This window comes from Acidobacteriota bacterium (assembly GCA_016712445.1).
Taxonomy (GTDB): Bacteria; Pseudomonadota; Alphaproteobacteria; order Caulobacterales; family Hyphomonadaceae; genus Hyphomonas.
The window spans coordinates 43,519-67,710 of sequence record JADJRB010000001.1 but is presented as its reverse complement, the minus strand read 5'-3'; the positions used below and the strand labels follow the sequence as shown (position 1 = coordinate 67,710).

Annotated in this window: 16 protein-coding genes and 4 pseudogenes; 7 read left to right on the top strand and 13 right to left on the bottom strand. The window is 58.7% G+C overall.

What is annotated here, in order from left to right:
- The first annotated feature begins 10 nt into the window (after positions 1–10).
- From rfbC to IPK75_00290, 3 genes are read left to right on the top strand one after another with little or no spacing between them, the layout of a single operon-like run.
- A complete protein-coding gene (gene rfbC, locus IPK75_00300) occupies positions 11–592 on the top strand; it encodes a dTDP-4-dehydrorhamnose 3,5-epimerase (GenBank protein MBK8196776.1) in 582 nt (193 codons plus the stop codon).
- Positions 589–1,491, top strand: coding sequence for a dTDP-4-dehydrorhamnose reductase (gene rfbD / locus IPK75_00295; GenBank protein MBK8196775.1), 903 nt, complete (start codon positions 589–591; stop codon positions 1,489–1,491). The genes rfbC and rfbD overlap by 4 nt, the downstream gene beginning before the upstream one ends.
- Positions 1,492–1,495: 4 nt before the next feature.
- Positions 1,496–2,419 (top strand): hypothetical protein, encoded by a 924-nt coding sequence (locus IPK75_00290; GenBank protein ID MBK8196774.1) that lies wholly within the window; start codon positions 1,496–1,498, stop codon positions 2,417–2,419.
- A gap of 16 nt (positions 2,420–2,435) precedes the next feature.
- Here IPK75_00290 and IPK75_00285 read toward each other — a convergent pair whose 3' ends face one another.
- The 4 genes from IPK75_00285 to IPK75_00270 form a co-directional block, all read right to left on the bottom strand.
- On the bottom strand, positions 2,436–6,302 hold the full coding sequence (locus IPK75_00285) for a M10 family metallopeptidase C-terminal domain-containing protein (GenBank protein ID MBK8196773.1): 3,867 nt from the start codon (positions 6,300–6,302) through the stop codon (positions 2,436–2,438).
- 195 nt (positions 6,303–6,497) lie between these two features.
- Positions 6,498–7,679, bottom strand: coding sequence for a methionine adenosyltransferase (locus tag IPK75_00280; protein ID MBK8196772.1), 1,182 nt, complete (start codon positions 7,677–7,679; stop codon positions 6,498–6,500).
- Between the two features lie 27 nt (positions 7,680–7,706).
- Positions 7,707–8,567, bottom strand: a complete 861-nt coding sequence (gene purU, locus IPK75_00275; protein ID MBK8196771.1) for a formyltetrahydrofolate deformylase — start codon at positions 8,565–8,567, stop codon at positions 7,707–7,709.
- Positions 8,568–8,585: 18 nt separating this feature from the next.
- The gene (locus IPK75_00270) at positions 8,586–9,995 is read right to left on the bottom strand and encodes an adenosylhomocysteinase (GenBank protein MBK8196770.1); all 1,410 of its coding nucleotides are present in this window, start codon (positions 9,993–9,995) and stop codon (positions 8,586–8,588) included.
- 167 nt (positions 9,996–10,162) lie between these two features.
- Here IPK75_00270 and rfbB point away from each other — a divergent pair.
- Together rfbB and rfbA are read left to right on the top strand one after the other, a co-directional pair.
- Positions 10,163–11,217, top strand: a pseudogene (rfbB, locus tag IPK75_00265) (dTDP-glucose 4,6-dehydratase).
- A gap of 23 nt (positions 11,218–11,240) precedes the next feature.
- Positions 11,241–12,112, top strand: a pseudogene (gene rfbA, locus IPK75_00260) (glucose-1-phosphate thymidylyltransferase RfbA).
- An 18-nt stretch (positions 12,113–12,130) separates the two neighbouring features.
- Here rfbA and IPK75_00255 read toward each other — a convergent pair.
- The 9 genes and pseudogenes from IPK75_00255 to asnB (IPK75_00215) all read right to left on the bottom strand — a co-directional run bounded on the left by IPK75_00255 (position 12,131) and on the right by asnB (IPK75_00215) (position 22,117).
- Positions 12,131–13,291 carry a DegT/DnrJ/EryC1/StrS aminotransferase family protein gene (locus IPK75_00255; protein MBK8196769.1) on the bottom strand — a complete coding sequence of 387 codons (1,161 nt, stop codon included), beginning with the start codon at positions 13,289–13,291 and terminating at the stop codon, positions 12,131–12,133.
- A 63-nt stretch (positions 13,292–13,354) separates the two neighbouring features.
- On the bottom strand, positions 13,355–14,407 hold the full coding sequence (locus IPK75_00250; GenBank protein MBK8196768.1) for a hypothetical protein: 1,053 nt from the start codon (positions 14,405–14,407) through the stop codon (positions 13,355–13,357).
- Between the two features lie 79 nt (positions 14,408–14,486).
- A pseudogene (locus IPK75_00245) lies at positions 14,487–15,811 on the bottom strand (nucleotide sugar dehydrogenase).
- Positions 15,812–15,884: 73 nt separating this feature from the next.
- Positions 15,885–16,205, bottom strand: a complete 321-nt coding sequence (locus IPK75_00240; protein MBK8196767.1) for a hypothetical protein — start codon at positions 16,203–16,205, stop codon at positions 15,885–15,887.
- Positions 16,206–16,307: 102 nt separating this feature from the next.
- Positions 16,308–16,871, bottom strand: a complete 564-nt coding sequence (locus tag IPK75_00235; protein MBK8196766.1) for a Gfo/Idh/MocA family oxidoreductase — start codon at positions 16,869–16,871, stop codon at positions 16,308–16,310.
- Between the two features lie 315 nt (positions 16,872–17,186).
- The gene (locus IPK75_00230; protein MBK8196765.1) at positions 17,187–17,732 is read right to left on the bottom strand and encodes a hypothetical protein; all 546 of its coding nucleotides are present in this window, start codon (positions 17,730–17,732) and stop codon (positions 17,187–17,189) included.
- Between the two features lie 90 nt (positions 17,733–17,822).
- Complete coding sequence (gene asnB, locus IPK75_00225; protein ID MBK8196764.1) at positions 17,823–19,067, bottom strand: asparagine synthase (glutamine-hydrolyzing); 1,245 nt, start codon at positions 19,065–19,067, stop codon at positions 17,823–17,825.
- A gap of 74 nt (positions 19,068–19,141) precedes the next feature.
- Positions 19,142–20,209: a UDP-N-acetylglucosamine 2-epimerase (non-hydrolyzing) gene (gene wecB, locus IPK75_00220; protein ID MBK8196763.1), complete on the bottom strand. Its 1,068-nt coding sequence runs from the start codon at positions 20,207–20,209 to the stop codon at positions 19,142–19,144.
- A pseudogene (asnB, locus tag IPK75_00215) lies at positions 20,206–22,117 on the bottom strand (asparagine synthase (glutamine-hydrolyzing)). The gene wecB (IPK75_00220) and the pseudogene asnB (IPK75_00215) overlap by 4 nt, the downstream one beginning before the upstream one ends.
- Before the next feature lie 209 nt (positions 22,118–22,326).
- Between asnB (IPK75_00215) and IPK75_00210 the strand changes: the two are divergent.
- Complete coding sequence (locus IPK75_00210; protein MBK8196762.1) at positions 22,327–23,106, top strand: hypothetical protein; 780 nt, start codon at positions 22,327–22,329, stop codon at positions 23,104–23,106.
- Positions 23,103–24,185, top strand: a complete 1,083-nt coding sequence (gene wecB, locus IPK75_00205; protein ID MBK8196761.1) for a UDP-N-acetylglucosamine 2-epimerase (non-hydrolyzing) — start codon at positions 23,103–23,105, stop codon at positions 24,183–24,185. Before IPK75_00210 ends, wecB (IPK75_00205) begins: the two co-directional genes overlap by 4 nt.
- The last annotated feature ends 7 nt before the right edge of the window (positions 24,186–24,192 follow it).

Below are 24,192 nucleotides of genomic sequence, written 5' to 3'. Positions count from 1 at the left end.
AGCGCCTCTCATGAGCCTGAGCGTCACGCCCGATCCGGTGCTGCCGGAAGTCCTGCATGTCCGGCCGGTCCGGCATGGGGATGCGCGGGGCTGGTTCAGCGAGACCTATAGCGAAGCGGCGTTCCGGGCGGCGGGCATTCCGGCGCATTTCTTCCAGGACAATCACTCGCGCTCGGCCGAGGCCGGCACGCTGCGCGGGCTGCACTACCAGGCGCCGCCACATGCGCAGGCGAAGCTGGTGCGCTGCATCCGTGGGCGGCTGCTGGATGTGATCGTCGACATTCGCGCCGGCTCGCCGAATTTCGGGCGGCACACGGCGTTCGAACTGGACGAGACGAACGGCTTGCAGGTCTTCGTGCCGGAAGGTTTCGCGCACGGGTTCTGCACGCTCGAGCCGGGCACCGAGGTGATCTACAAGGTGACGAGCCCCTATGCGCCGCAGAGCGATTTCGGGATTGCGGCCGATGACCCGGCGCTCGGTATACGCTGGCCTTTTGCGCCCGGCCGGCTGACCTTGTCGGAGCGGGACCGGAAGCATCCGCGCCTCGCGGATGCGCCCGCGCACTTTGCCTTTTCGGGGGCCGGCGCATGACGATCCTCGTGATCGGCAAGCAGGGACAGCTCGCGCAGAGCCTCGCCGCGGCGGGTCGCAAGGACCTCGTGTGCATGGGCCGCCCGGAGGTCGACTTCACCGAACTCAGTTCGCTCGGGCGGGCGCTGGATTCGGCAAAGCCGAGCGTCGTCATCAATGCGGCCGCCTACACGTTCGTCGACAAGGCGGAGAGCGACGCGGCGACGGCGTTTTCGGTCAACCGCGACGGGCCGGCGGCGCTGGCGATGCTGTGCGCGGCGCGGGGCATTGTGCTGATCCATGTGTCAACGGACTGTGTGTTCGACGGCGCCAAGGACGGCCCTTACGAGCCGGATGACCTGCCTGCGCCGCTTGGCGTGTACGGACAATCGAAACTGGGAGGCGAGCAGGAGGTGGCGGAGGCCTGCCCGCAGCACCTGGTCGTGCGCGTGTCCTGGGTGTTCTCGGAATATGCGGGCAGTTTTGTGCGCACCATGCTGACGCTCGCGATGACGCGCGACGAGGTTACCGTGGTCGATGACCAGGTGGGCTATCCGACCTATTGCCCGGATCTCGCGGCAGGCCTGCTGACGATGGCGGATGCCGCGGTGAAGCCGGGTTTTGCCGGGTGGGGCACGTATCATCTGGCTGGCAGTGACGAGACTGACCGGGCAAGCATGGCAGACGCGATCTTCGCCGCCAGCCGCGCGGTGGGTGGGCCGTCAGCGCAGGTCGTCGGCATTCCGACGGCGGAGTATCCGACACCGGCAAAGCGGCCGCTGAATGCGCGGCTGGCCTCGACGAAGGCCTTCCGCACCTTCGGTATCCGCACGCCGGACTGGAAGGTGGGGCTGGCCCGGAGCGTGCGGGTTCTGGTGCCGGAGCTTGCGGCGGCGGCTGCGGTGAAATCAGGGGGATAGGGCGATGGTTGTTGCAGGCATCGGGGAGATCGAGGCGCGCGTCATCCAGACGCTGCAGGAGAAGGGGCCGCGCATCGGCAAGGAGCTCGCGCTGGACCTGCCGGACGTGCCGAGCCTTGCGCTCTGGCAGGCCTGCTACAAGAGCCGTGAGCTGCACCTGTCGCACTTCGCCAGCTATTACCTGCGCTTCGATATCACGCGCGGCGACCAGGTGCGCCTCAGCCCGTCCATCCTGCGCGACTTCCTGTCGTTCACGCTGTTCGGCTTGTCGGACCAGCGTGAGCTGATGATCGAGCGGCAAGGGACGTTGTCGAATACGCACCGCGAGATCAGCAAGCAGAAGATCGCCGTCGCGCAGGACGTGATGAGCAACCTGCTGGTCCAGATGCCGCGTGAGGTGCGCGCCAACCTGTGCGCCTTCATTGCCGGCGACCTTGCCTATTTCCTCGCCCACAACGAGCCGCGCGAACATGCCGGGATCGGCGAGATGATCAAAGGCTCGGATATCGACATCATCGTGATCCACCAGGACCTGAGCGAGGAGATCGTGGCCGGCATCGAGAACGAGATGTCGTCGCTCAAGAACTTCTACCTGCGCCACCCCAACCATCGCCACGAGATCGATTTCATCGTGAAGTCGCGGGCCAAGATGGAACGCCAGTTCCGCTACACCGACATCCACGACAAGATCGCCAGCAAGATCGCATACGAGTCGATGTTCCTCGGCGGGTCGCTGCCGCTCTACATGAACGTGCGGGATACGATGAAGCGGACGGGGGTGGATGAACTGATCGAGATGGACTTCGCCCACGCCCTGCAAGACCGGAAGAACGCCATGCGGGCCCTGCTGGCCCATACCTCCGGCGAACTGGACGACGAGACGAGGTCGCTCTTCTACTTCTCGCAGGAGCGGGTCGAGTTTAGCTAGGATTGTAGAAGCTGCTTCAACCGGCGTTCCAGTCAAAGTGGCTATTTTGATTGTCGTGGAAATCAAAGGTGTCGCCGAATGGTAAATCGACGAAGACTGCTACAAAGGATTCCGATCCGGGATTGTGGATTTGAACGTCCGGCGCTTCTCCCCATCCAAATTCAATTGTCTCGGAATGTGTAGGCAAAGACGAAAAATCGAACGAATCCGAAGTCGTATCGGCCAGACTATGATCGCCGTTGCTAGGCTCCATCGCTGACACAAGTTCAAAGTCCTGAGCAGTAAAACTCGAAGCCTGACGTTGGTAAAAGACGACTGAAGCGCCGGAAGCAAATGTGAGCACTGCATTGCCGCCCGATTGTGAAATTGCCGCAAGCACGTTTGCGACGCTGGCAAAGCCCGACCCTACCAACCTGACCTTGTCGGAACCATGTGCGAAGTCGACGATAACGTCCTGATCCACATTGTTGTATTGCCGCACTACGAACAGATCGGCACCGCCCCCCCCAATAAGTTGATCACTGCCGAGTCCACCATCGATTGTGTCGTTGCCGTCGAAGCCGGCAAGGCTATCGTTGCTGTTGGAGCCAATCAGCGTATCGCCAAAATTCGAACCATAGACCTGCTCAATTTGAAAATATGTATCTCCCGTCGCGTCTCCACCGGTTCCTCCAGTCTGAAGGTTCACGCTGACGCCTGAAAGCGCGTAGTAGTAACTTGCAACGTCATAACCGGATCCGCCAATAAGCGTGTCCGCGCCATTGCCGCCGATGAGCGTATCGTTGCCGCCTCCACCATTTAACGTATCGTTTCCGTCAAAGCCGACGAGCCATTCATTTGCGTCACTACCTGTCATGCTATCGGCAAAGAACGACCCGTAGAACATTTCGTTGTTTACGTAAGTGTCTCCCGCCGCCTCTCCGCCTGTGCCGCTCACAGCAACATTGAACGTCACACCGGCCCCCGCGTAATAGTAGCTCACCGTGTCGAAGCCCTCGCCTCCGTCAAAGAAGTCAGCGCCGGCGCCCCCAACCATCGTGTCGTCGCCGCTGCCACCGTTGAGGGTATCATTGCCTTCAAAGCCGACAAGAAAGTCTGGAGAAACTCCACCCGTCATGATGTCGGAGAAGGGGCTACCGTAGAACATCTCAATGCTGACATAGGTATCGCCCAGAGCGTCGCCGGCGGTTCCGCCAGTCGTTACACTGAAGTTTACTCCGGTCGGCGATGTGTAATAACTCACGATGTCATATCCAGAACCGCCATCGAGCAAGTCGGCGCCAGCGCCTCCGATCAATTGATCGTTGCCGCCATTCCCGAACAGTCTGTCATCGCCGCCAAATCCTATCAGGAAATCGCCGGCGCTATCGCCCACCATCTCGTCATTGAAATTTGAACCATAGAACATCTCTATACTGATAAATACATCACCGGAGGCTTCCCCGCCGGTGCCGCCGGTCACAACGTTGAAGGTAACGCCGGCTTGAGCATAAAAATAGCTTGCGATGTCGAAGCCCTCACCGCCATCCAGAGTGTCGGCGCCTTCTCCACCAATAATCACATCGTCAGAAATGCCGGTCGAAATGAAATCATTGCCTGCAAACCCTGCAATCTGATCGTTTCCGTCAGATCCCTGTATGGTGTCGCCAAACTGAGATCCGTAGAACATTTCAATGCCGGAGTAGCTGTCTCCAGCTGCTTCTCCGCTGGTTCCCCCGGTCAGTACGTTGAAATTCACACCAGTGGTCGCATAAAAATAGCTTACAATGTCAAAGCCGGTGCCCCCGATCATTTGATCCGCACCTTCGCCGCCGATGAGAACATCATCGCCGTCGCCCCCATCCAGCACATCGTTACCCTGAAGGCCTACTAGAGTGTCCGAACCTCCGAGTCCGAAGATCTGGTCATTGCTTGCGGTGCCCACGAGATAGTCAGCATTCGGAGTACCAGTCAGCGTTCCCGGCGGAGGCGGAGGCGGAGGCGGAGGCGGGCTGCCGGAAAGGATCAGGTTCGCCTGTGTCAGCTGCCCGGTGGAGACGCCCTGAAGCAGGATGGTCTGCCCGGCCGCGAAGGTCAGAAGCGTGCCGCCGGCGGAAGCTGTCCGGCCATTGAACGCCGCCAGTGCGGCAGCTGAAGAGAACGCCGTCAGATCGATGCGATCAACCGCGACCGAAAAATCAGTGATGGTGTCGGCGCCGCCGTTCGTCAGATAGACGAACGTGTCCGCGCCGCCGCCAAGCGTGATCGTGTTGTTGGCGTCATTGCCTGTAATCGTGTCTCCGCCCGCACCGCCGACCGCGTTCTCGATGATCGTCCCTGCGGCGATCGAGATGACGTTTGAATAATTGACCTGGCCAGCAATCGGGCGATCCCCAAGGCTTGAGAATGTGCCGGGGCGCAGGTCAAGGATCTGGGGCTGCGAGAAGCCGGAGAGGTTGATCGTGTCGACCCCCGCGGTGTCATAGATTGTCATCGAAGGCGGCCGGCGATACGTGCCTTCCGCCTGGACGAGCACAAATTGCGACCAGTCGATATTGGTGCCGGGCGCCGTCGAATTGAAACCGAACGTCGTGTTGCCTGCGTTCGTGCCGCCGGGGCGCGCACCGTAGAGCGTCTGGGCCGCGACAATGTCCGCCTGCTGAAGACCGAGCACGAAGCGGTAGCTGCCGTGGCCGGATTCCTGCTGGTCAAAATACGACATGACCGTCTGGGCCCAGTTGTCGTTCGTGTAGATGTTGTCGGTGCCCCAGTCGGCTGTGCCGTTGTATGGCCCCGCATGGCCGAGGCCGAGCGCGTGCCCGATCTCGTGGATATAGGTCTGCTGGGTGTAGCTGTCGAAGGCGGTGTCGCCGCTCTGCCAGTTGCTCGTGATGACGACCGTGCTGGCGGTGATGAAGTTGCCCGTGAACGTATTCTGCGCATACGCCGCAGCTGCCGTCGGATCGGCCGGATCCGGATCGGGGTCGACGTTCGTGAATGTGATGTTGCCGCCGCTGGTGACGCGCGTGAAGGTGAGCGGCGTTACGGCCGACCACATCGCCAGCGCGCGCTCCGCAAGGGTTTGTTGAGCAGCTGTCAGCGCCTGGATGTTGTAGGTGATTGTGGTCTGGTTCCAGTGGCGCCCGGCCGACGAGCCTTGCGTAACGAGGTAGTTGGCAATCTCGGCAACCGTATAAGTCGGCAGCGGCGGCGCCTGGATTGCCGTCAGCGTGTAGGTTCCCGTCGACGTCGCCCCGCCGGCATCGATCCAGCCGTGCGCGTTGACATAAAACACCCCTGACCGGGTCGGCGTGAAGCGCAGGGTGGAGTTCAGGCCGACGCCCCCGTCGTCGTTGAACGCAGCCTGCGAACCGGTCGAGTTCATGATCTCGAGATAGGGGTCGCCCAGCGCATTCGCGCCCGATCCGTTGAGCGTGAATTCGTAGGTGACACCCGCTTCGAGCTGGATTGCAAACCAGTCCTGGTCGCCGCTGACTTCAATCTGGCTGACAATCGAATCGCCGAGCGCAATGGTTCCCGCGGTGGTGGTCGTGCCGCCGGCTTCGCCGGGGATGAGCACGGTCGCCTGCTCAGGGCTGCCATCCGGGGCGAACTGCGTGCCTTCGGAGACGAGCCGCGCGCCGATTTCAACGGTCGCTGCGGCCAGCGAGATCTTGTGCGCCATCAGGTCAGCCGAATGGTCCTGCCCGCAGGGACAGCAATTGAGCGCGTGCGACGAGTAGGCGAACGTGGCAAGCCGCTCGAGCGCTTCGAAAGACGTGCCGAGACCGTCAAAGAATGCCGGCGTCGCACCGATCCGGAAGGCGCCGCCGTCCGACCAATCTGTTCCGTCCAGCGAACGGAATTCGAGCCCATCAAGATCCTGACGAGAGTCAAACGGCATTGTATTCACTCCAGAAAACCCAGGTCCCGCCCCCGAAACCTCGAAACACTAGCCTAGCTTGCAAAATGCAGGCGCGGCAAGACAACATTCATCGGTCACGGTTAACGTGATCGTGCCTGAACACGGCATGACTGACGGTGTTTCTACAGGGGCGGGAGTCAATTCGCCTGTAGGAGGTATTCGCGCACCTTGCGGTTAATTCACCAGCCGCTTCAACTCGTCGGCGAGGTCGGTTTTTTCCCAGGTGAACGTGCCGTCATTGCCCGGCACCCGGCCGAAATGGCCATAGGCGGCAGTCGGGCTGTAGATCGGCGCACTGAGCTTCAGGTGCGTACGGATACCCTTCGGTGAGAGGTCGAACAGTTTGCGCAGCTCCGCCGCGATGCGCGCTTCGTCGGCTTTGCCGGTGCCGTGCGTGTCGACGTAGATGGACAGGGGCTGGGCCACGCCGATCGCATAGCTGACCTGGATGGTGCAGCGCTCCGCCAGGCCCGAGGCCACGATGTTCTTGGCGAGGTAGCGCGTGGCATAAGCTGCCGACCGGTCGACCTTCGAGGGGTCCTTGCCCGAGAAGGCGCCGCCGCCATGCGGCGCCGCGCCGCCATAGGTGTCAACGATGATCTTGCGGCCCGTCAGGCCCGAGTCGCCATCCGGCCCCCCGATGAAGAAGCTGCCGGTCGGGTTGACATAGAACTTCTCCTCGGGCGGGAACCAGCCCTCCGGCAGCACGGACTTCACGACAGGGCGAATGATCTCGCGCAGCGCTTCCTGGCTCACATGCTCCTTGTGCTGGTGCGAGACGACCACGGCATTGACGCCTACCGGGCGCGAGCCCTGGTATTGCAGCGTCACCTGGCTCTTGGCGTCCGGCTCGAGTTCCGGGTGCTTGCCCGAATGGCGCAGCTCAGCGAGGCGCTCGAGGATCTGGTGCGAATAGACCAGCGTCGCCGGCATCAGCTCCGGCGTCTCGGTCGTGGCGTACCCGAACATGATGCCCTGGTCCCCGGCCCCTTCTTCCTTGAACAGACCCTGGCCTTCCTCGACGCCTTTTGCGATCTCGGCCGACTGTCCGTGCACGTAGTTCTCGACGCGCATGTTCTTCCAGTGAAAGCCGTCCTGCTCGTAGCCGATCCGCTTGACCACGGCGCGGGCCGCTTCGTTCATCTCATCGGGTGACACGACAGCGCCATTGTTGGTGCGCACTTCGCCTGCCAGCACGACAAGGTTGGTCGTGCAAAGTGTCTCGACTGCGACTTTGGCAGTCGGATCGCGCGACAGGAACAGGTCAACAATCGCATCCGAGATCTGGTCCGACACCTTGTCCGGATGGCCTTCGGCAACGCTCTCGCTGGTGAATTCGTGGGATTTCAATGGCATGTCGGATATCCTCAGGGAGCTGATGGTTTAACGGGCGAACACGACGGTCCGGCCGGAATTCTGGAAAACGCGGTGTTCGGCATGCGCCTTTACCGCGCGTAGCAGGGCAATGCCCTCGATGTGGCGGCCGGTCTCGACCATGTCTTCCGGCGAGAAGGTGTGGTCGATCGCTTCGGTCGCCTGGGTGATGATGGGGCCTTCGTCGAGGTCCGCGGTCACATAATGCGCCGTCGCGCCGATCACCTTCACGCCGCGCGCGTGCGCCTGATGGTACGGCTGCGCACCCTTGAAACCCGGAAGGAAGGAGTGATGGATGTTGATGATACGGCCTTCGAGGCGCCGGCACGCTTCCTGGCTGAGCACCTGCATGTAGCGCGCCAGCACGATGAGTTCGGAGCCCGTCTCTGCAATCACACCATCAAGCCGCGCCTCGGCCTCAGCCTTGGTCGCGGCCGTCACCGGAATGTGGAACCATGGCAGGTTCCAGTGCGCAAAGTTCGCCTTCAGCGAGTCGTGATTGGATACAATCCCCGTCACCTCGATCGGCAACTCACCGCGCCGCGCCGCATAAAGCAGCGTATTGGCGCAGTGATCCGACTTCGACACCAGAAGCAGCGTCCGCATCCGCTCCGCAGACGGACGGATCAGCCATTCAGCGCCAAGGTCGTCGCCCAAGGCTTTCATCCCGCTTTGGACCGCGTCCAGCGAGCCCTTCGCCCCGTCCGGGGTGTTGAACACGAGACGCGCGAAGAACCGCGCCGTTTCCGGGTCACCGAACGTGCGCGAGGCCGCGATGAAGCAGCCATGCTCCTCCATCAGACGCGCAAGGCGCGCCACGATGCCCACCCCGTCAGGGCAGGACAGCGTGAGGATGAAGTCCTGCGCCACGCGCGTCCCCGTCAGCGCCTAGTAGCGGTAATGTTCGGGCTTGAACGGACCAGCCGTCTCGACGCCGATATACTTCGCCTGTTCGCCGGAAAGCTCGGTCAGCTTCACGCCCAGCTTTTCGAGGTGAAGGCGCGCAACCTTCTCGTCGAGGTGTTTCGGCAGCGTGTAGACCTTGTTCTCGTACTGGTCGCCCCGCACGTGAAGCTCAATCTGTGCGAGCGTCTGGTTGGTGAACGAGGCTGACATCACGAAGCTCGGGTGGCCAGTGGCATTGCCCAGGTTCACAAGGCGGCCTTCCGAGAGCAGCAGCAGGCGCTTGCCATCCGGGAAGGTAATCATGTCGACCTGCGGCTTGATGTTCGTCCACTGATAGTTCCGCAGCGCCTCGACCTGGATCTCGTTGTCGAAGTGGCCGATGTTGCACACGATGGCCATGTCCTTCATCGCGCGCATGTGGTCGAGCGTCAGGATGTCCTTGTTGCCGGTCGCGGTCACGAAGATGTCGAACTTCGGCGCTGCCTCGTCCAACGTCATCACTTCATAGCCGTCCATCGCCGCCTGCAGCGCGCAGATCGGATCGATCTCGGACACCGCCACGCGTGCGCCGGAACCAGACAGCGAAGCCGCCGATCCCTTGCCCACATCGCCGTAACCCGCCACGAAAGCCTTCTTGCCGGCCATCATCACATCGGTGCCGCGGCGAATGCCGTCCACCAGCGATTCCTTGCAGCCGTACTTGTTGTCGAATTTCGACTTGGTGACCGAGTCGTTGACGTTGATCGCCGGGAACGGCAGCTCGCCGCGCTTCTCCAGCTGGTAAAGGCGGTTCACGCCCGTGGTCGTCTCTTCCGAAACGCCGCGAACGCCGGCCTTGGTTTTCTTGAACCAGCCGGGCGAGGCTTTCATGCGCTTCTTGATCTGGGCAAAGAAGTATTTCTCTTCTTCGGAGCCCGGCTTGTCGAGAATCGAGGGGTTCGCCTCGGCCTTCTCGCCAACGATCAGGTACATCGTCGCGTCGCCGCCATCATCGAGGATCAGGTTCGGGCCATTGCCGTCCGGCCACTGGAACATGCGGTCAGTATAGTCCCAGTACTCTTCCAGCGTTTCGCCCTTGTAGGCGAACACGGCGGTGCCATTGTCAGCGATCGCCGCGGCGGCATGGTCCTGCGTCGAGTAGATGTTGCACGACACCCAACGCACCTTTGCGCCGAGCGCTTCGAGCGTCTGGATCAGGACCGCCGTCTGGATCGTCATGTGCAGCGAGCCGCAGATGCGCGCGCCTTTCAGCGGCTGCGAGGGGCCGAATTCGGCGCGGGCCGCCATCAGGCCCGGCATTTCGGTTTCGGCAATCGCAATCTCCTTGCGGCCGAATTCTGCCAGCGAGATGTCCTTGACGTAGTAGTCCTTCGCCTTGTCCTGAACAGCCATATCAACGATCCTTTATATGCTTGGCCGCGCGGTTAACACGAGCGCCCCTCCATGGCAACGCGGCGCCGCCAGATTTGCGGGGCCCGCGGCGTCACCCGGCGGTTGCCGGCAATGGCTGGCGTGTTAAGCAGGCCTGGGCCGAAGGATGGCCGGTCAGGGAGCGTGACATGAATTATCTCGTGACCGGCGGCGCGGGTTTTATCGGCTCCGCCCTTTGCCGCGAACTGATGACGAAGCCGGGCGTGCGGGTGACCGTGCTCGACAAGCTGACCTATGCCGCGAATCCGGCTTCGCTCGCATCACTTGAAGCGCATCCCGGGTTTCGGCTTCTAAGGGCCGACATTTCAGACAGGGCGGCGGTTGAGCTTGCGTTCGCAGAGACAGTGCCCGATGCCGTGTTTCACCTCGCCGCCGAAACACATGTCGACCGCTCCATCGACGCGGCGGCGCCGTTTGTCCAGACCAACATTGTCGGCACAATGGTGACCCTGGAAGCGGCGCGGTCGTGGTGGAGCGCGCTGGAAGGCGATGCGAAAACGCGTTTCCGGTTCGTGCATGTCTCGACAGATGAAGTGTTCGGATCGCTCGGCGCGCAAGGGCTTTTCAGCGAGACAACGCCTTATGATCCGTCCTCGCCTTATTCGGCAAGCAAGGCAGGCTCCGACCACTTGGTGCGCGCCTGGCACCGTACCTACGGTCTGCCGGTGGTGATATCTAATTGTTCCAACAATTACGGCCCACGCCAGTTTCCCGAGAAGCTTATTCCCCTTGCTTTGCTGAACGGGCTGCAGGGAAAGCCGATCAGTCTCTATGGTGACGGCATGAATGTACGCGATTGGCTTTATGTACAGGACCATGCCCGCGCGCTGGTTCGCATGGCGGAGGCAGCGCCGGCGGGTGAGACTTTTGCCGTGGGCGCCAGCTCTGAGCGGACGAACCGCGACATCGTCGATATCATCTGCAGATTGCTGGACGAGCGGTTTCCGGCGGCTGCGCCCCATGCAAGGCTGGTGCATTTCGTAAAGGACCGTCCCGGACATGATCGCAGATATGCGATCGACAACAGAAAAATACGGAGGAGCTTGGCTGGTCACCTTCGGTGCGTTTTGAGACCGGCATTGCCGAAACCGTGGACTGGTATCTGGCAAACGAAAGCTGGTGGCGTTCGCTTCGCGACAAGGTATATGCCGGCGAGCGGATTGGCGAAGGCGCGCCCTCATAGCATTTTGAACAAAAAGGTCCGGAATGAAGGGAATTATCCTTGCAGGTGGACGTGGCAGCCGGCTAGAGCCGGTAACCCGCGGCGTAACGAAACAGCTGTTGCCAATTTATGACAAGCCGCTGATCTTTTATCCGCTGTCGGTGCTCATGCTTGCGGGTATTCGCGAGATCTTGGTTATCGTGACGCCGGACTCTTTGAACCAGTTCAAAGGCCTGCTCGGTGACGGCCGACAATGGGGAATTGAGATCGCTTATGCGGTGCAGTACGAACCGCGCGGACTGGCCGACGCGTTCATTCTGGGGGCGGACTTTCTCGACGGCTCGCCGGCCGCGCTCGCGCTGGGCGACAATATTTTCTATGGCGCGGGCCTTTCGGGCCTCGTGACGGACGCGGCAAAAGTTCCGAAGGGGCGAGTGTTTTTGCCTATGGCGTTCGCGATCCGGAGCGGTTCGGCGTCATCGAACTGGATTCTAACGGCCGCCCCTTGTCGATTGTGGAGAAGCCGGCAAATCCGCGTAGCAACTGGGCTGTGACAGGGCTTTATTTCTATGATGCGCAAGTGGTGGATATTGCCCGCGCCATCAAGCCCTCGCCTCGCGGGGAGATCGAGATCACCGACGTGAACGCGGCCTATCTGGCCATGGGCCAACTCAAAGCGGTCTGCCTGCCGCGCGGCTTTGCCTGGCTGGATGCAGGAACGTTCGACAGCCTGCTGGAAGCTTCTCACTTCGTACAGACGGTCGAGCGCCGACAGGGTCTTAAGATCGGATGTCTCGAGGAAGTCGCTTGGCGCCGGGGCTTTATCAGTGACGATACGCTGGAGCGCCTCGCGAGCGGGTACACGAATAGCTACCGCGACTACCTTCTCGGCCTTCTCGAAGCACGTCGCCCCTGAAGGACCAGCGCTCGCCCTTCAGCCGTTGAAGGTTCGCACCGCTTCGACGATGCGATCCTGCGTCGCCGTATCGAGATAAGGGTGCATCGGCAGCGAGATTACGCGCTCAGCCTTGGCTTCGGTCACAGCCAGTTCGCCCGGCTTCGGCGCCCATTCGCGGTACGCCTGGTTCATATGCATTGGCACGGGATAGTAGACCGCGGTCGGAATGTCTTGAGTTTTGAGATGCGCCGCAAGGCCGTCGCGGTTCACGTGTTCTATCGTATACTGCGCCCAGGTGGAGATGAAGCCTGTCTTTACGAATGGCACGGCGGCGACGTGAGGCGCTAGCAATTCATTGTAGCGCGCGGCGACCTTGTTGCGCAGCATGATTTCGTCGGCGTAGATCTTGAGCTTTTCGATCAATACGGCGGCCTGGATCGTGTCGAGGCGCGAGTTCATCCCGACGCGCATGTTCAGATATTTGGGGTCATGATCGAAGGTTCTGTCCTTCAGATCCGAGGCCACTGCCTTTCCATGCACTCGCAGACTGTCGATCAGTTCGGCTAGGGACGCTTCATTTGTCACGATCCCGCCGCCGTCGCCGTAGCAGCCGAGCGGCTTAGCCGGGAAGAAACTGGTTGTCACGCAGTCGGCCCAGTCGGACGGATGCTTGCCATTGATCGTGGTTCCGAAGCCCTGCGCGCTATCTGCTATGAGCTTCATGCCGTACTTGTCGGCAATCTCGCGCAGGCGCGGATAGTTGGCGGCCTGACCGAAGAGGCAAACACCGACGATGACGCGCGGCTTCAGCTTGCCATCCTTCAGTACACGCTCGATTTGGGCGACGAGATGGTCCGGGTTGATGTTATAGGTGTCAGGCTCGACATCGACGAAGACCGGAGTGGCGTTCAGCCACGGAACAACCTCGCCAGTCGCGCAGAAGGTGAAGCTCGGGCAGAAGACGGCATCGCCTTCGCAGACGCCCCAGGCCATCAGCGGTAGCGCTATGGCGTCGGTGCCATTGGCGCAGCCGAGGGCGTATTTTGCGCCGGAGAAGGCGGCAAGTTGAGTTTCGAACTGCTTGACTTCCGGCCCCATGATATAGGCGCCGCTCTCGATGACCTTCTGCACGGCGGCATTGATCTGCGGTTCAATCCGCCTGCGCTGCGCCTGAAGGTCGATGAACGCGATGGCCATACTATTGGTCCTTTTGGTCTGGTTGCCGTGCGGTCAGTAGACCAGCCCCCGTGGGCCATCAACTCACGCCTCATTACAAATGGTTGCACAAAGATCGAGGAAGCGGTCGGCAGCGGCGCTGGCGGTAGAAGGATACGCGTTTGAATTTCGACCCGCTCCCCTGGCACGGCGGACCAGCAGATCGGCGGCGGGCTCGGCCGGCACACGCGGATCTGCACGCCATGGCCCGTCGCCGCAAGCGACTATCGGTCGGTCGAAAGCCAGGTAGTCGGCAATTTTGCTCGGAGGGACGTGCATTTTGCCCGACGCCACGAAGGCGAGTGCGTCGGCGGCAGCCATCATGGCGCGCGCCGCCGTGTAAGGGACAGGTGCGAATTGTCGTATTGCGTTGAAGGCTGGGCTGGCTGCAATGCGGGCCTGCTCGGCGTTGGTTAGCCGGCCCACAAAGTTCAGCACGAGGTCGCTGCGCCGGACGGCAGCGGCTTCGAAGGGCAGTAGCAGATCTTCGATCCGGGCCTCTGGATCAGACAAAGCTATCGATCCGGCATGCAGAATGTTGAAATTTTCGCCCTCGTAATTGTAAGGAGCCGGTGCAGCGTCGCTCGTGAAGTGTTCCAGCACTTTTGGATTGCGGGCGCCGAGGCGGCCGGCTTCAGCTGCGACCACAGCATCGACGGCGGTCACCAGATCTGCTTCTGGCAGTATTTTTCCTGCGATCAAGCGCTCGCCTATCTGTCGATGCCGTCGGCGGCGTTCGGCGCGATGCGGCGACTCCAGCCAGAGATCACGAAAATCCGCGGCCCAGCGGGCACCAAAAGTGCGGGCGAGGCGGAGCCCTGCAACGTGAGCCGACTCTGGCGGACTAGTGGACAGCACCCAGTCCGGTTTCCAGCCGTCCGCAATAGCTGCTTCAGCGGCACGTTGACACCAGCGTATGTCGGGGTCGGGCCAAAGCAAAATGTCGCGCGCCAATCCTCGAAGGGAAAGACCTGCAGAGCCGGTAGCTGTAGAAGGGTCTCGATTTGGATGGGCCAACGCGATGCCGGATTCTCCCGCGGGCAACGACGGCGCGATCACACGGACCTCTACACCTCGTTCTCGCAGTGCCTCCGCCAACAAAAAAGGGCGCCTTGCGCCGCCAGACACGGCGGGTGGATAGTGCCGTGTAAGGAGCAATAGCTTCCTCACGCGCTCCTCAAGCCTTGACGACCTTCAATTTGAGATCGGCAGGGATATCGAATGTAGCGTTGCGCGTATCCACCACCAATTTGGAGTGCCTTACGAGCTCCGCATAGTCGATATCATCATGATCGGTTGAAATCAGAACACAGTCGTAGTCCGCCAGTTTCTTAGGGCTCAAGTTGATCGACCGGAGTCCAACAAACTCTGGATGTTCTCGATTGTAGGGGACTTCGGGGATCATTGGATCATAGTAGTCAACTGAAGCTTTGCGTTCGCGCAACAAGTGGATTAGGTGAAGCGAAGGGCTCTCTCGCATATCATCGACGTTCTTCTTGTATGCAAGTCCGACTACAAGAATGCGGCTGCCTGCGACCGACTTCTGTAGGTGAGAGCTCATCGCTTCCGAGAGGTGCTCAATTACCTGTTTTGGTAGCCTCGTAACCACGTCACCGGCCAGTTCGATGAACCGTGTAGTTTCGCCCACTGATCGAGCTTTCCAAGTCAAGTAGAATGGGTCAATTGGGATGCAGTGACCCCCAAGACCGGGGCCCGGGTAGAACGCCATGAACCCGAAGGGTTTTGTCTTTGCAGCGTCGATTACTTCCCAGACATCTATTCCCATGCCCTGGTAGACCGACTTTAGCTCATTCACGAGAGCGATGTTGACTAGTCGAAAGATGTTCTCGGTGAGCTTCACTGCTTCGGCAGTCTTCATGTCCGAGACAGGAACGACCTTCGTTATCGACTGATACACGGCCACCGCCATTTCGAGTTCGATACTCGAGTTGGCACCTACAACCTTCGGAATCGAGTTGGTCGAAAACGTTACATTTCCTGGATCTTCTCTCTCGGGCGAATACGCGACTGCGAAATCAGTTCCAGCGCGCAGGCCGGTCGTTTCAAGGATCGATTTCACGATTTCGTCGCTGGTACCCGGGTATGTCGTCGATTCCAAGATCACCAGCTGACCCGGACGAAGGTGGCGTGCGATCATGCGAGTGGTATCGCTGACAAAGGACATGTCCGGCTCACGGTGAGCGTTGAGCGGGGTGGGAACGCACATCAGCAGTGCATCAGCGGTGGGTAGGCGCGCTTCGTCGCTGGTGGTTTCGAAACGACCTGTTGTCAACATGGAAGCAATTCGATCATCCGGAATGTGACGTATGTAGGTCTTGCCCGCCGCTAGCAGGTCGATCTTGGCCTGGTCTATGTCGAAGCCAGTACTCGGAACCCTGCCTGAAGAAAAGCTTCGGCGAGCGGCAGGCCGACATAGCCCATTCCCATAATGCCAATGGTTAGGTCGCGCTCTTGCGCACGGCGCACATAGTCGGCAGCCATCGCATTAGAGATTTTGGATACTGTCAGCATCGAGACTCGCTTTGGCGATTAAGTGGGGCAGGATTGCGGCAGTTCAGGCCATGGCCGCTTCGAAACGGCCTTCGGCGCGCAGCAAGGTCTCGACCACGCCCATGGCCTCGATGCCATCGGTGCGCGGCGAAGCTTTGCCCGCGCAGCAATCGAGGAAGTGACGACATTCCTGCTTAAGCGGCTCATCTGCCGGAAATGGGACCGTTTCCGGCTCGGCCTTGACCACCTCAGGCACCTTGGCTTTCCAGACAACACTGTGCCGGTAGATCTTGAGCTTGTCCGCCGGTTTGAGAATGGAGTCTTCGAAGACCAACATGCCGGTCTCACCGACGACGACGAGGCGGTGCTCTTTGAACGGATGCAACCAGGAAGCAAACACGTGTGCGCGGCGACCGCCGGAAAAAAGTCATATCCACGCGGTATTCATCGTCGAGACCGGGAGAGATCCAGCTGCTGCCGCCCCCAGCTACCGTGGCGGGGCGCTCCCCATAATCGACAATAGCATCGAAAGGTCGTGCGGCGCGAAACTCCACAATGCGTTTTCCTCTGTCCGAAGCTTTCCGAGGCTGAGGCGATTGGAGTACGCGTAACGGACACTGCCTATGGCCCCTTCGCTCAGCAGTTCCCGGAGGCGGATAAAAGCGGGGTGGTATTGCAGGAGATGGCCGACCATGAGCGCCTTGCCGGTTCGTTCTGCCGCTTCACACATAGCGCGGCTGTCCTCGATCGACAGCGCGAGAGGCTTCTCGACGAAAACGTGCTTGCCGGCGGCAAAGGCCTTCAGCGCCAGGTCAGCATGTAACTCAGCCGGAGCGGCAATCGATATGCCGTCGATGTTGGGATCGTTCAGCACTTCGTCGAACGTTATCGCAACGACTCCATTTGCATCGGCTTCACGCTTCGCGGTCTCAGGATGGGGATCGCATACTGCTTTGAGGGCACCCAGCTCCGCAAAATTGCGAGCAAGATTCCTTCCCCAGTGGCCGGCACCAACTTGTGCGACTTGGGGCGTCGAACTGGGTTTCGTCATAGGGTTCGACCTTTATCGTGGAAGCGAGGTGATAAGGATACCTGCAGGGAAGCGTCAAGTCTGCATTTCCCGCTTAAGGCGATTTAAGCGAGGAGAGACAAATAGGCTCCGCCCACTCAAAACCGCGCAAGCGGCCGTTCGAATGCGCCGAATTTTTATGAATTGTTGGCAGCAAAGCGCCGCAGCCATCACGACGCAGCTTTAGGTTCCCCTCAGCAAATCCGATCGGCGTCATGTATCGGCTCCATGCGTGCCAATAACTACACGCGTCCATTGATCTGGGTGAAACTATCCGTACTCAGACAGAAGCGCTGCTCAGTAATTCATCCCGAACATATCACCCCACCGTCCGAAGAGATAAATGCGCCAGACGGAGAAATCGAAGGGCCGGGTCCCAGAAAGCATCTCGGAAGTATGTTGACGGACGGCTGCCGCATTGAAAAGGTCCGGATAGTTTCGCAGTGTTGCCTCCACGCCTGCGCTGATCTGCGCTCGTAGCGGTCCGCGAAACCAGATTTCTTCGGGTGTTGCGAAACCGATCTTGTCTCTGCGTTGCTGAACGCTTCGGGGGAGCAAGCCCTCCATAGCACGCCTCAGAACCCGCTTCGTATCCCCCCCCGAGATCTTGTGTTGATCACCAAGTTGAAGGCAGAACTCAATCAATCGGTGATCCAGGAACGGGACGCGCGCCTCGACTCCGTGAGCCATAGAGTTTCGGTCTTCGTAACGCAGCAGCATTGGCAGGTTGAGGGCGCGCGTGAGGATCACGCAATACTCGCCAAGTGTGCGCGGTTTGGGGCTACCCTCGTGCGCGAGCACCGAGCTAAGAGCCGTGCTTCCGGGCGAAGCGGTCAAGCGCATCAGTGCGGAATCAAAATTGGCAGTGGTTCAAGGATGCCCGGAGGCCGAAGCAGAGAACGCAACGGTTCAGGCAGTCGTGCTGAGAATGGGCTAAACTGATCGCGGTACGCAAATGCCATGCCATGCTTTGCGTTCCTGCATTGCTCGCACAAGACTCAAAAACTTCATCTGCCGAACCAGCCCGCGGTAATGGTAAGGAAAGCAACCATGGTATCCGCCCAACAGCTCATCGGCACCTTGTCCGTCAAGCATAACCTTGATTCCGTTTTCGCGTGCGGCTCGGAATACGTTGTATTGAGCAACAATGCTCGTGGAACCATACGGTTCATCCTGAGCGCGCAGCACTATTTCAGTATCTTCAATGAGCGTTTGGGGACGAACGGTGGTCAGAATGGATCGTACCTTCGACGCTGCAACCACATCGCGAATGAAAGCTGACTCGTCTACAGAAGTTCCCGGGAAAACGGCGCTTACTGCTCCAAACGGCTCAGCGCATCTTGGCCGGGCTTTCGACTGCGCACATACAATTGCCGAGCTGTCGAGCCCTCCTGACAGACATGCACCGACTTTTACATCCGCCCTCATCTGCAACCGAATGGAGTCAAAAAATAGTTCGCGAAACTTGTCGGCAGCGTCGCCTTCGCTGATCGGTGCCATGTCCGGGCTTGGAGGGGTCCAATAGGTCTCAGCGGGCAACGCATGGCCTGGACGCCACGTCTTCAAATCGAGACGGAGAAACCGGCCCGGGCTCAGGTTTGAAGCATCGTCAAACATGGTTCCCGGTAGGTGGTCTGTGACGCCGGAGGACAGGAAATCATACGCACGCGCCAAGTTCATACGCCGCCTGAAGGTAGGAAGCAGCAGGAGCTGTTTAATCTCGGACGCGAAAGCTATCCCCTCCGAAGAAGAATGCAGGACGAGCGGTTTGATCCCCACTCGGTCGCGCGCGATCAGAAGGATCTTGTCGTGGTCGTCCCATATGACGAACGAAAACATGCCGATCAATCGACCGAGAGCTTGCGGCCCCCAGTGTATGATTGCTTGCAGCAAAACCTCGGTGTCCGACTCCGTTCGAAAGCAAACACCGCTCGCCTGCAGTTCGCGGCGCAGTTCGATGTAGTTGTAAATTTCTCCATTGAAGACCATCGAATAGCGTTCGGAATTGTCAGAGATTGGTTGAGCCGAGCGGGAAGCGGGATCCAGAATACTGAGGCGCTGGTGACCCATTGCAACAGGGCCCGATGGGCTAGCGAAAACGCGCGAACCCTCACCGTCGGGTCCGCGATGAGAAGCAGCTCTGATGTATTTTGGAGAAGGCTCGAAGCCTACGGACACAAACAATCCACACATAGGCTCACGAAAGGTTTATGCTGTCTGCGGCCAAACTGCAGACAGACTGATTAGAGTGATTATAGTTCTGTCGGGCCATTCCCTAGAAAATCCGCAATCTTTTCAACACATCGTTGGGCAGTGTCACCCATTCCGTAGTCTGAAATTTCGACCCGAGGTACCTGCCAGTCGTTCTGGTGCCACAGGCGATTCCAACCGCATTCTATCGTCTCGATCCATTCTGTTTCGTCGCGCAATGTGATGCAGGGCTTCCTATGGAAATAAGCTTCCTTCTGGAGTCCGCCGCTGTCAGTGATGATCAGATCAGCGTCGACCAGAAGTCGATGCAGGTCGACGTAACCGAGCGGTTCGGTCAGCTGGATGCCGGACAGGGAAATGTCGGCGTCGAGCAGTCGCTGCCTAGTGCGAGGATGCAGCGGAAGAACGACTTTTCGAGTATCGGCCTGTTTTGAAATATACTCCACGCAGCGGCGAAGTCTTGAACTGTCGTCCGTGTTCTCAGAACGATGCAGCGTAGCTACTGCATAGCCCGGAGAGAGGCCCAGTCGGTCGACAATATCCGATGTTCGCATGCCGGTTTCGATTGCATGGAGTGTCGCATCGAACATAATGTCGCCAACGAGGTGCGCCTTGGCCGACAATCCCTCCATCTTCAGATTTTGCATGGCAAGTGAGGTGGGACACAGCAGCAAGCTACTTGCATGGTCCGTCAGTATACGGTTGATTTCTTCGGGCATTCGTCGATTGAATGACCTCAGTCCAGCTTCGATGTGGACGATTGGAATGTGCAGTTTGGCCGCGGCGATTGCCGCGGCAAGAGTGGTGTTCGTATCGCCATAGACCACGACCGCTTCGGGCGCTTCATCAACAAGGATTTCTTCAACAGCCTCAATCATCCGGCCCGTCATTTTGCCATGTCCACCTCCGCCAAGGTTCAGCCGATGCTTTGGCGTCGGAATGTTCAGTTCCTGAAAAAAAACATCAGACATGTTTTCATCATAATGCTGTCCGGTGTGCACAATCGACTCGGCGAGGCGGCCATCGGCCCTGATGGCTCTGCTCAGCGGCGCCGCCTTTACGAACTGGGGACGCGCCCCTACGACAGTCACGATTTGAGCCTGTTTCATACGGTTGCTCGGGATCTCTGATGTTTGGAGCTGTCGTCCATAAATTCTCGAAACCAGATTTCCAAGCTGAGCAAGCCCCAGGTTTTTCTTGAGAACTGGGAGTCCTGGCCAAGGTTTGCCAGAATTTTTTCAGGCTTGAAAATGGCTCTGCTTTGCGCCTGCTCACTCCCAAAAGTGTCATGAACGAATTCGCGCAATCCGCCACTCCACCATTCTTTCAGGGGCACGGGAAATCCCATCTTGTCGCGCCGCGCGAAAATCGAAGCTGGCAAGCGGGCTTGAAATGCATCTCGAAGCAGAAACTTCAGTTGCCCATCAGCAAGCTTGATTTGCGGCGGAAGTGTCGCTGCGAACTCGACTAGTTCGGTATCGAGAAATGGGACACGACTTTCAATTCCATGAGCCATGCTCATCCTATCTTCCACTTGCAGGAGTGCTGGAAGAAGGTGCTTAAAGTCAAACCTTGTCATCGCGTCCAGGCTTTGATTGTCGGAAAGATGATCTGATGAGTTGAAGGTATCCTCGAAGGTATCCCGGACATACTCGAGATCGATCTCGGCCCAGTCGATTTCATCTGTCATGTCAGACGAACGATCTGCGATCCTCCAGTAGCGAGCCGAAGGTGAGCCAAATAGATCTTTGGCAAAGAGTTGCCTGATCATAGGCTTGTACTCTCGAAGACTGCCCAAGTTAGGCACGATTTCGGAGAGACTTGGACGCACCGGCGGGACAGAACCGTCGATGGCGGAATGAAGCGCTCGTTCAAGATGTCCAACAAGATACCTGGCATAACCTGCAAACAATTCGTCGCCGCCCTGGCCGCCGAGGACGACTTTTCTGTGTCGCGACGCAAGCTGAGAGACCATGAACTGCGGAAATGAACCAGGACCGGCAACCGGCTGATCCAGATGATAAATCACCGCTTCGATGTTCTTCAGAAAATCGTTGGCTGTGATATCGATCTCATGCAATTCGAGGTTGCCGTGCTCCGCGGCAATTCGTGCGAACTGGCTTTCGTCATAGCCGGGAAATTCCTGTGAACTTTCCGTGAAACGCCATCAGACGCTGAGTGGAGTGTTGCGCTGCCATCAATGCGATGAGGCTAGAATCTACCCCGCCCGAAAGATAGGCGCCCACCGGCACGTCAGATCTCAAATGAAATCGCACCGATTCTTCAAGCAGCTCGCGCAGCCGCTCGGCTGCCTCAGCCGGCGCCCAATCCCGGTGTGAGTATGCCACGTCCCAGTATTTCCGAATTCTCATGTGCCCATTGGAGACGGAAAGCGAATGACCGGGCAGTAACTGCCGGATCCCCGATATCAAAGTCCGATCACTGATTGCGTGTTGGAAGACCAGATACTCGGACAGGCCTTTGAGATCGAGTTCCACTTTGTGCAGGACGGGCAACAGAGCTTTGAGCTCCGAGGCGAAGTAGAGCGTATCGTCTTGTTGCAGATAATAAAAAGGCTTGATGCCAAACCGATCGCGGGCGCAGAACAGGCGACCTGCTGCGGGATCCCAGATCGCAAATGCAAACATTCCTCGCAAATCGTCGCAGACTTGTTCACCGCGAGCGTCGTAGCCTGCCAAAATAGTTTCTGTGTCCGAGTTTGACCTGAAGAAATATCGCCCTTCGAGGCGCCGTTTGAGCTCAGGATAATTGTAGATCTCACCATTGAACGTGATGATCCTACCGCATGTTCCCGTCATCGGTTGGCTTCCGCCGTTTGTGAGATCAATGATCGCCAGACGGCGATGTGCGAATCCGACTTGAGCCCTGTCGCTGATCCAAATGCAGTCTCAATCAGGACCTCGGTGACGGATCTGCGCGCTCATTTGCTTAAGCTGCGTTTCCGGATCCGGCATCGGCTGATTACGTAGATTGATGAATCCTGCGATGCCGCACATTACTGAAAATCCGATACATTTTGCGAAGAGTGGTGCAATCGATGCTGCGATTAATGCAGGTTGCAGGTCTCTGCAATGAGTAAGAGCAACTCCGCGCGCTCACTAGTTGATGCTCGGCCTCAAATGTTTTAGGCGAAGACCGGGCCGGCGCTGGCATGATTGTCTCTCGATTAATTGTTGTGGGTAAGAAAACGAGTAGGTGTTCTACAATGTCGGATTTGTTGCAAAATATTTTCGTCGCTGACCCGTGGGTTGGCTATTACAACCTCGGCCGTTTCTCCAGTTTCGCTCTGACCAGCGACGTCGACTGGGCGCCGGACTATTGCATCGAAGACGTGCTGACCCTGGTCAGCAAGTTCAATTTCTTTCTTTCAGTTTTCGCGACGCACCGAAGCCCGATTTTGCTCGCTGCTTCAGACAGGGTCGAGGTGGGGCTGCACCCTGATTTTACGCGGCCTCACCCCGAGCACGGCATCCGTCGCAAGATTCTCGACCTGCTCGATGTCTATCCAGATGCGAAGGGAGTGCGGGCGCACCGAAATTTCTTCGGTCAGAATATAGCTCAACTCGCAGTCGAGGCAGGGCTTACCTACGACGCCAGCGTCTTCCATTGGGGAAGGCCGTTTTGCCAGATTGAGCGGGATCAGTATGGGTTGGTGAGAATGTCATATTGTTGGGAGGATGGGATCCAGGCTGATTACGGGCTGCCTTGGGAATTGCGGCATGTGCCTCTCGCAACTCCTGGCCTCAAGATTCTCAATGTCCACCCGATCTTCATCTACCTAAACTGTCCGAACGACTCTTACCGACGGCAAGTAACGCGGCACGTTTCTGACCTGACACAGCTCAACTATGCTGATGCCAAATCACAGATCTACCAAGGTTACGGGGCCAGGGATTTCTTGATTGACCTACTTGGGCATTTGTCCGCGAGCGGCGCGCAATCGTATAATTTGTCTACTCTGGCTTCTGCGGGTGAATCGAAATGACAAAACGGTTGGCGCGTGTGGTCGGCGCTCGGCCTCAATTTATGCAGGTGCCCACCGTTCAGCGTGCGATTGAGCAGCGCGGCATGAAGCACATTCTCGTGCACACGGGTCAGCACTACGACGACGCGATGAGTGAGGCATTCTTCCGTGACCTTGATCTTCCCAAGCCCGACATCAACCTGAATGCTGGCGGGTTAAGCCAGGGCGCATCAACCGGAAAGATCATGGAAAAGCTCGAAGCTTGGTTGCTGACGGAGAAGCCCGATGGTGTGCTAGTAGACGGCGACACCAACTCGACAATGGCGGCCGCCCTCGCTGCCGTGAAGTTGCAGATTCCTGTTTTTCACATCGAGGCAGGTCTCAGAGATTTCGATAGAAGGCGACCCGAAGAAATAAATCGTATCGTTACAGATCATGTAGCGACAATCAATTTCACTCCGATCCCCCGCGCGACGCTTAATCTCAGCACTGAGGGGCGTGCCCACACCAGCTGCGAAGTGGGCGATGTATTGCTTGACTGTTTTCTGCATTTTCTCCCGAAGGCAAGGAGCGCAATGCGAGAAAAGCTGGACCTCAAGCCAGCCTCCTATGATCTTTTGACGCTTCATCGGCCTGAGAATACCGATACGGTTGAAATGGAGCGGTTCCGGTCGATTTTCTCTGCGCTCAGAACGATCGGTCGGCCGATAATATGGCCTGTCCACCCGCGCGCTCGCCCAATACTGTCGGAGTTTGTCGCCGCCGGCGGCGACTTGGGCTCGATTCGCCTGATCGACCCGGTCAGCTACCTTGATATGTTGGGGCTGATGCAAGGGGCCGTGCGTATCATAACGGATTCAGGAGGCTTGCCACGCGAAGGCGTCTGGTCTGGCAAGCAGGTAGTGATGCTGTTCCGGATGGATACGTGGCACGATCTCATCGAAAAGAGATGGGCAACAATCGGCAAAACCGATGAAGCGTCCGTCTTGGCGGCACTCGACGCGCCACAATCGCCTGCGAGGGAAGCCCAGGCGTTTTTCGGTTGCGGGCAAGCTTCCGACCGTGTAGCGGAAGCAATCGCGAATTATTTCGAAGGTTGAAATTGGC

Excerpts from the sequence above, each read along its gene's own strand:
- wecB (MBK8196761.1), top strand. The coding sequence starts at position 23,103 with ATGACAAAACGGTTGGCGCGTGTGGTCGGCGCTCGGCCTCAATTTATG.
- IPK75_00280 (MBK8196772.1), bottom strand. The coding sequence starts at position 7,679 with ATGCCATTGAAATCCCACGAATTCACCAGCGAGAGCGTTGCCGAAGGC.
- IPK75_00270 (MBK8196770.1), bottom strand. The coding sequence starts at position 9,995 with ATGGCTGTTCAGGACAAGGCGAAGGACTACTACGTCAAGGACATCTCG.
- rfbD (MBK8196775.1), top strand. The coding sequence starts at position 589 with ATGACGATCCTCGTGATCGGCAAGCAGGGACAGCTCGCGCAGAGCCTC.
- IPK75_00235 (MBK8196766.1), bottom strand. The coding sequence starts at position 16,871 with ATGACGAAACCCAGTTCGACGCCCCAAGTCGCACAAGTTGGTGCCGGC.
- IPK75_00255 (MBK8196769.1), bottom strand. The coding sequence starts at position 13,291 with ATGGCCATCGCGTTCATCGACCTTCAGGCGCAGCGCAGGCGGATTGAA.
- wecB (MBK8196763.1), bottom strand. The coding sequence starts at position 20,209 with ATGAAACAGGCTCAAATCGTGACTGTCGTAGGGGCGCGTCCCCAGTTC.
- rfbC (MBK8196776.1), top strand. The coding sequence starts at position 11 with ATGAGCCTGAGCGTCACGCCCGATCCGGTGCTGCCGGAAGTCCTGCAT.
- IPK75_00290 (MBK8196774.1), top strand. The coding sequence starts at position 1,496 with ATGGTTGTTGCAGGCATCGGGGAGATCGAGGCGCGCGTCATCCAGACG.
- IPK75_00210 (MBK8196762.1), top strand. The coding sequence starts at position 22,327 with ATGTCGGATTTGTTGCAAAATATTTTCGTCGCTGACCCGTGGGTTGGC.
- IPK75_00230 (MBK8196765.1), bottom strand. The coding sequence starts at position 17,732 with ATGCGCTTGACCGCTTCGCCCGGAAGCACGGCTCTTAGCTCGGTGCTC.
- IPK75_00285 (MBK8196773.1), bottom strand. The coding sequence starts at position 6,302 with ATGCCGTTTGACTCTCGTCAGGATCTTGATGGGCTCGAATTCCGTTCG.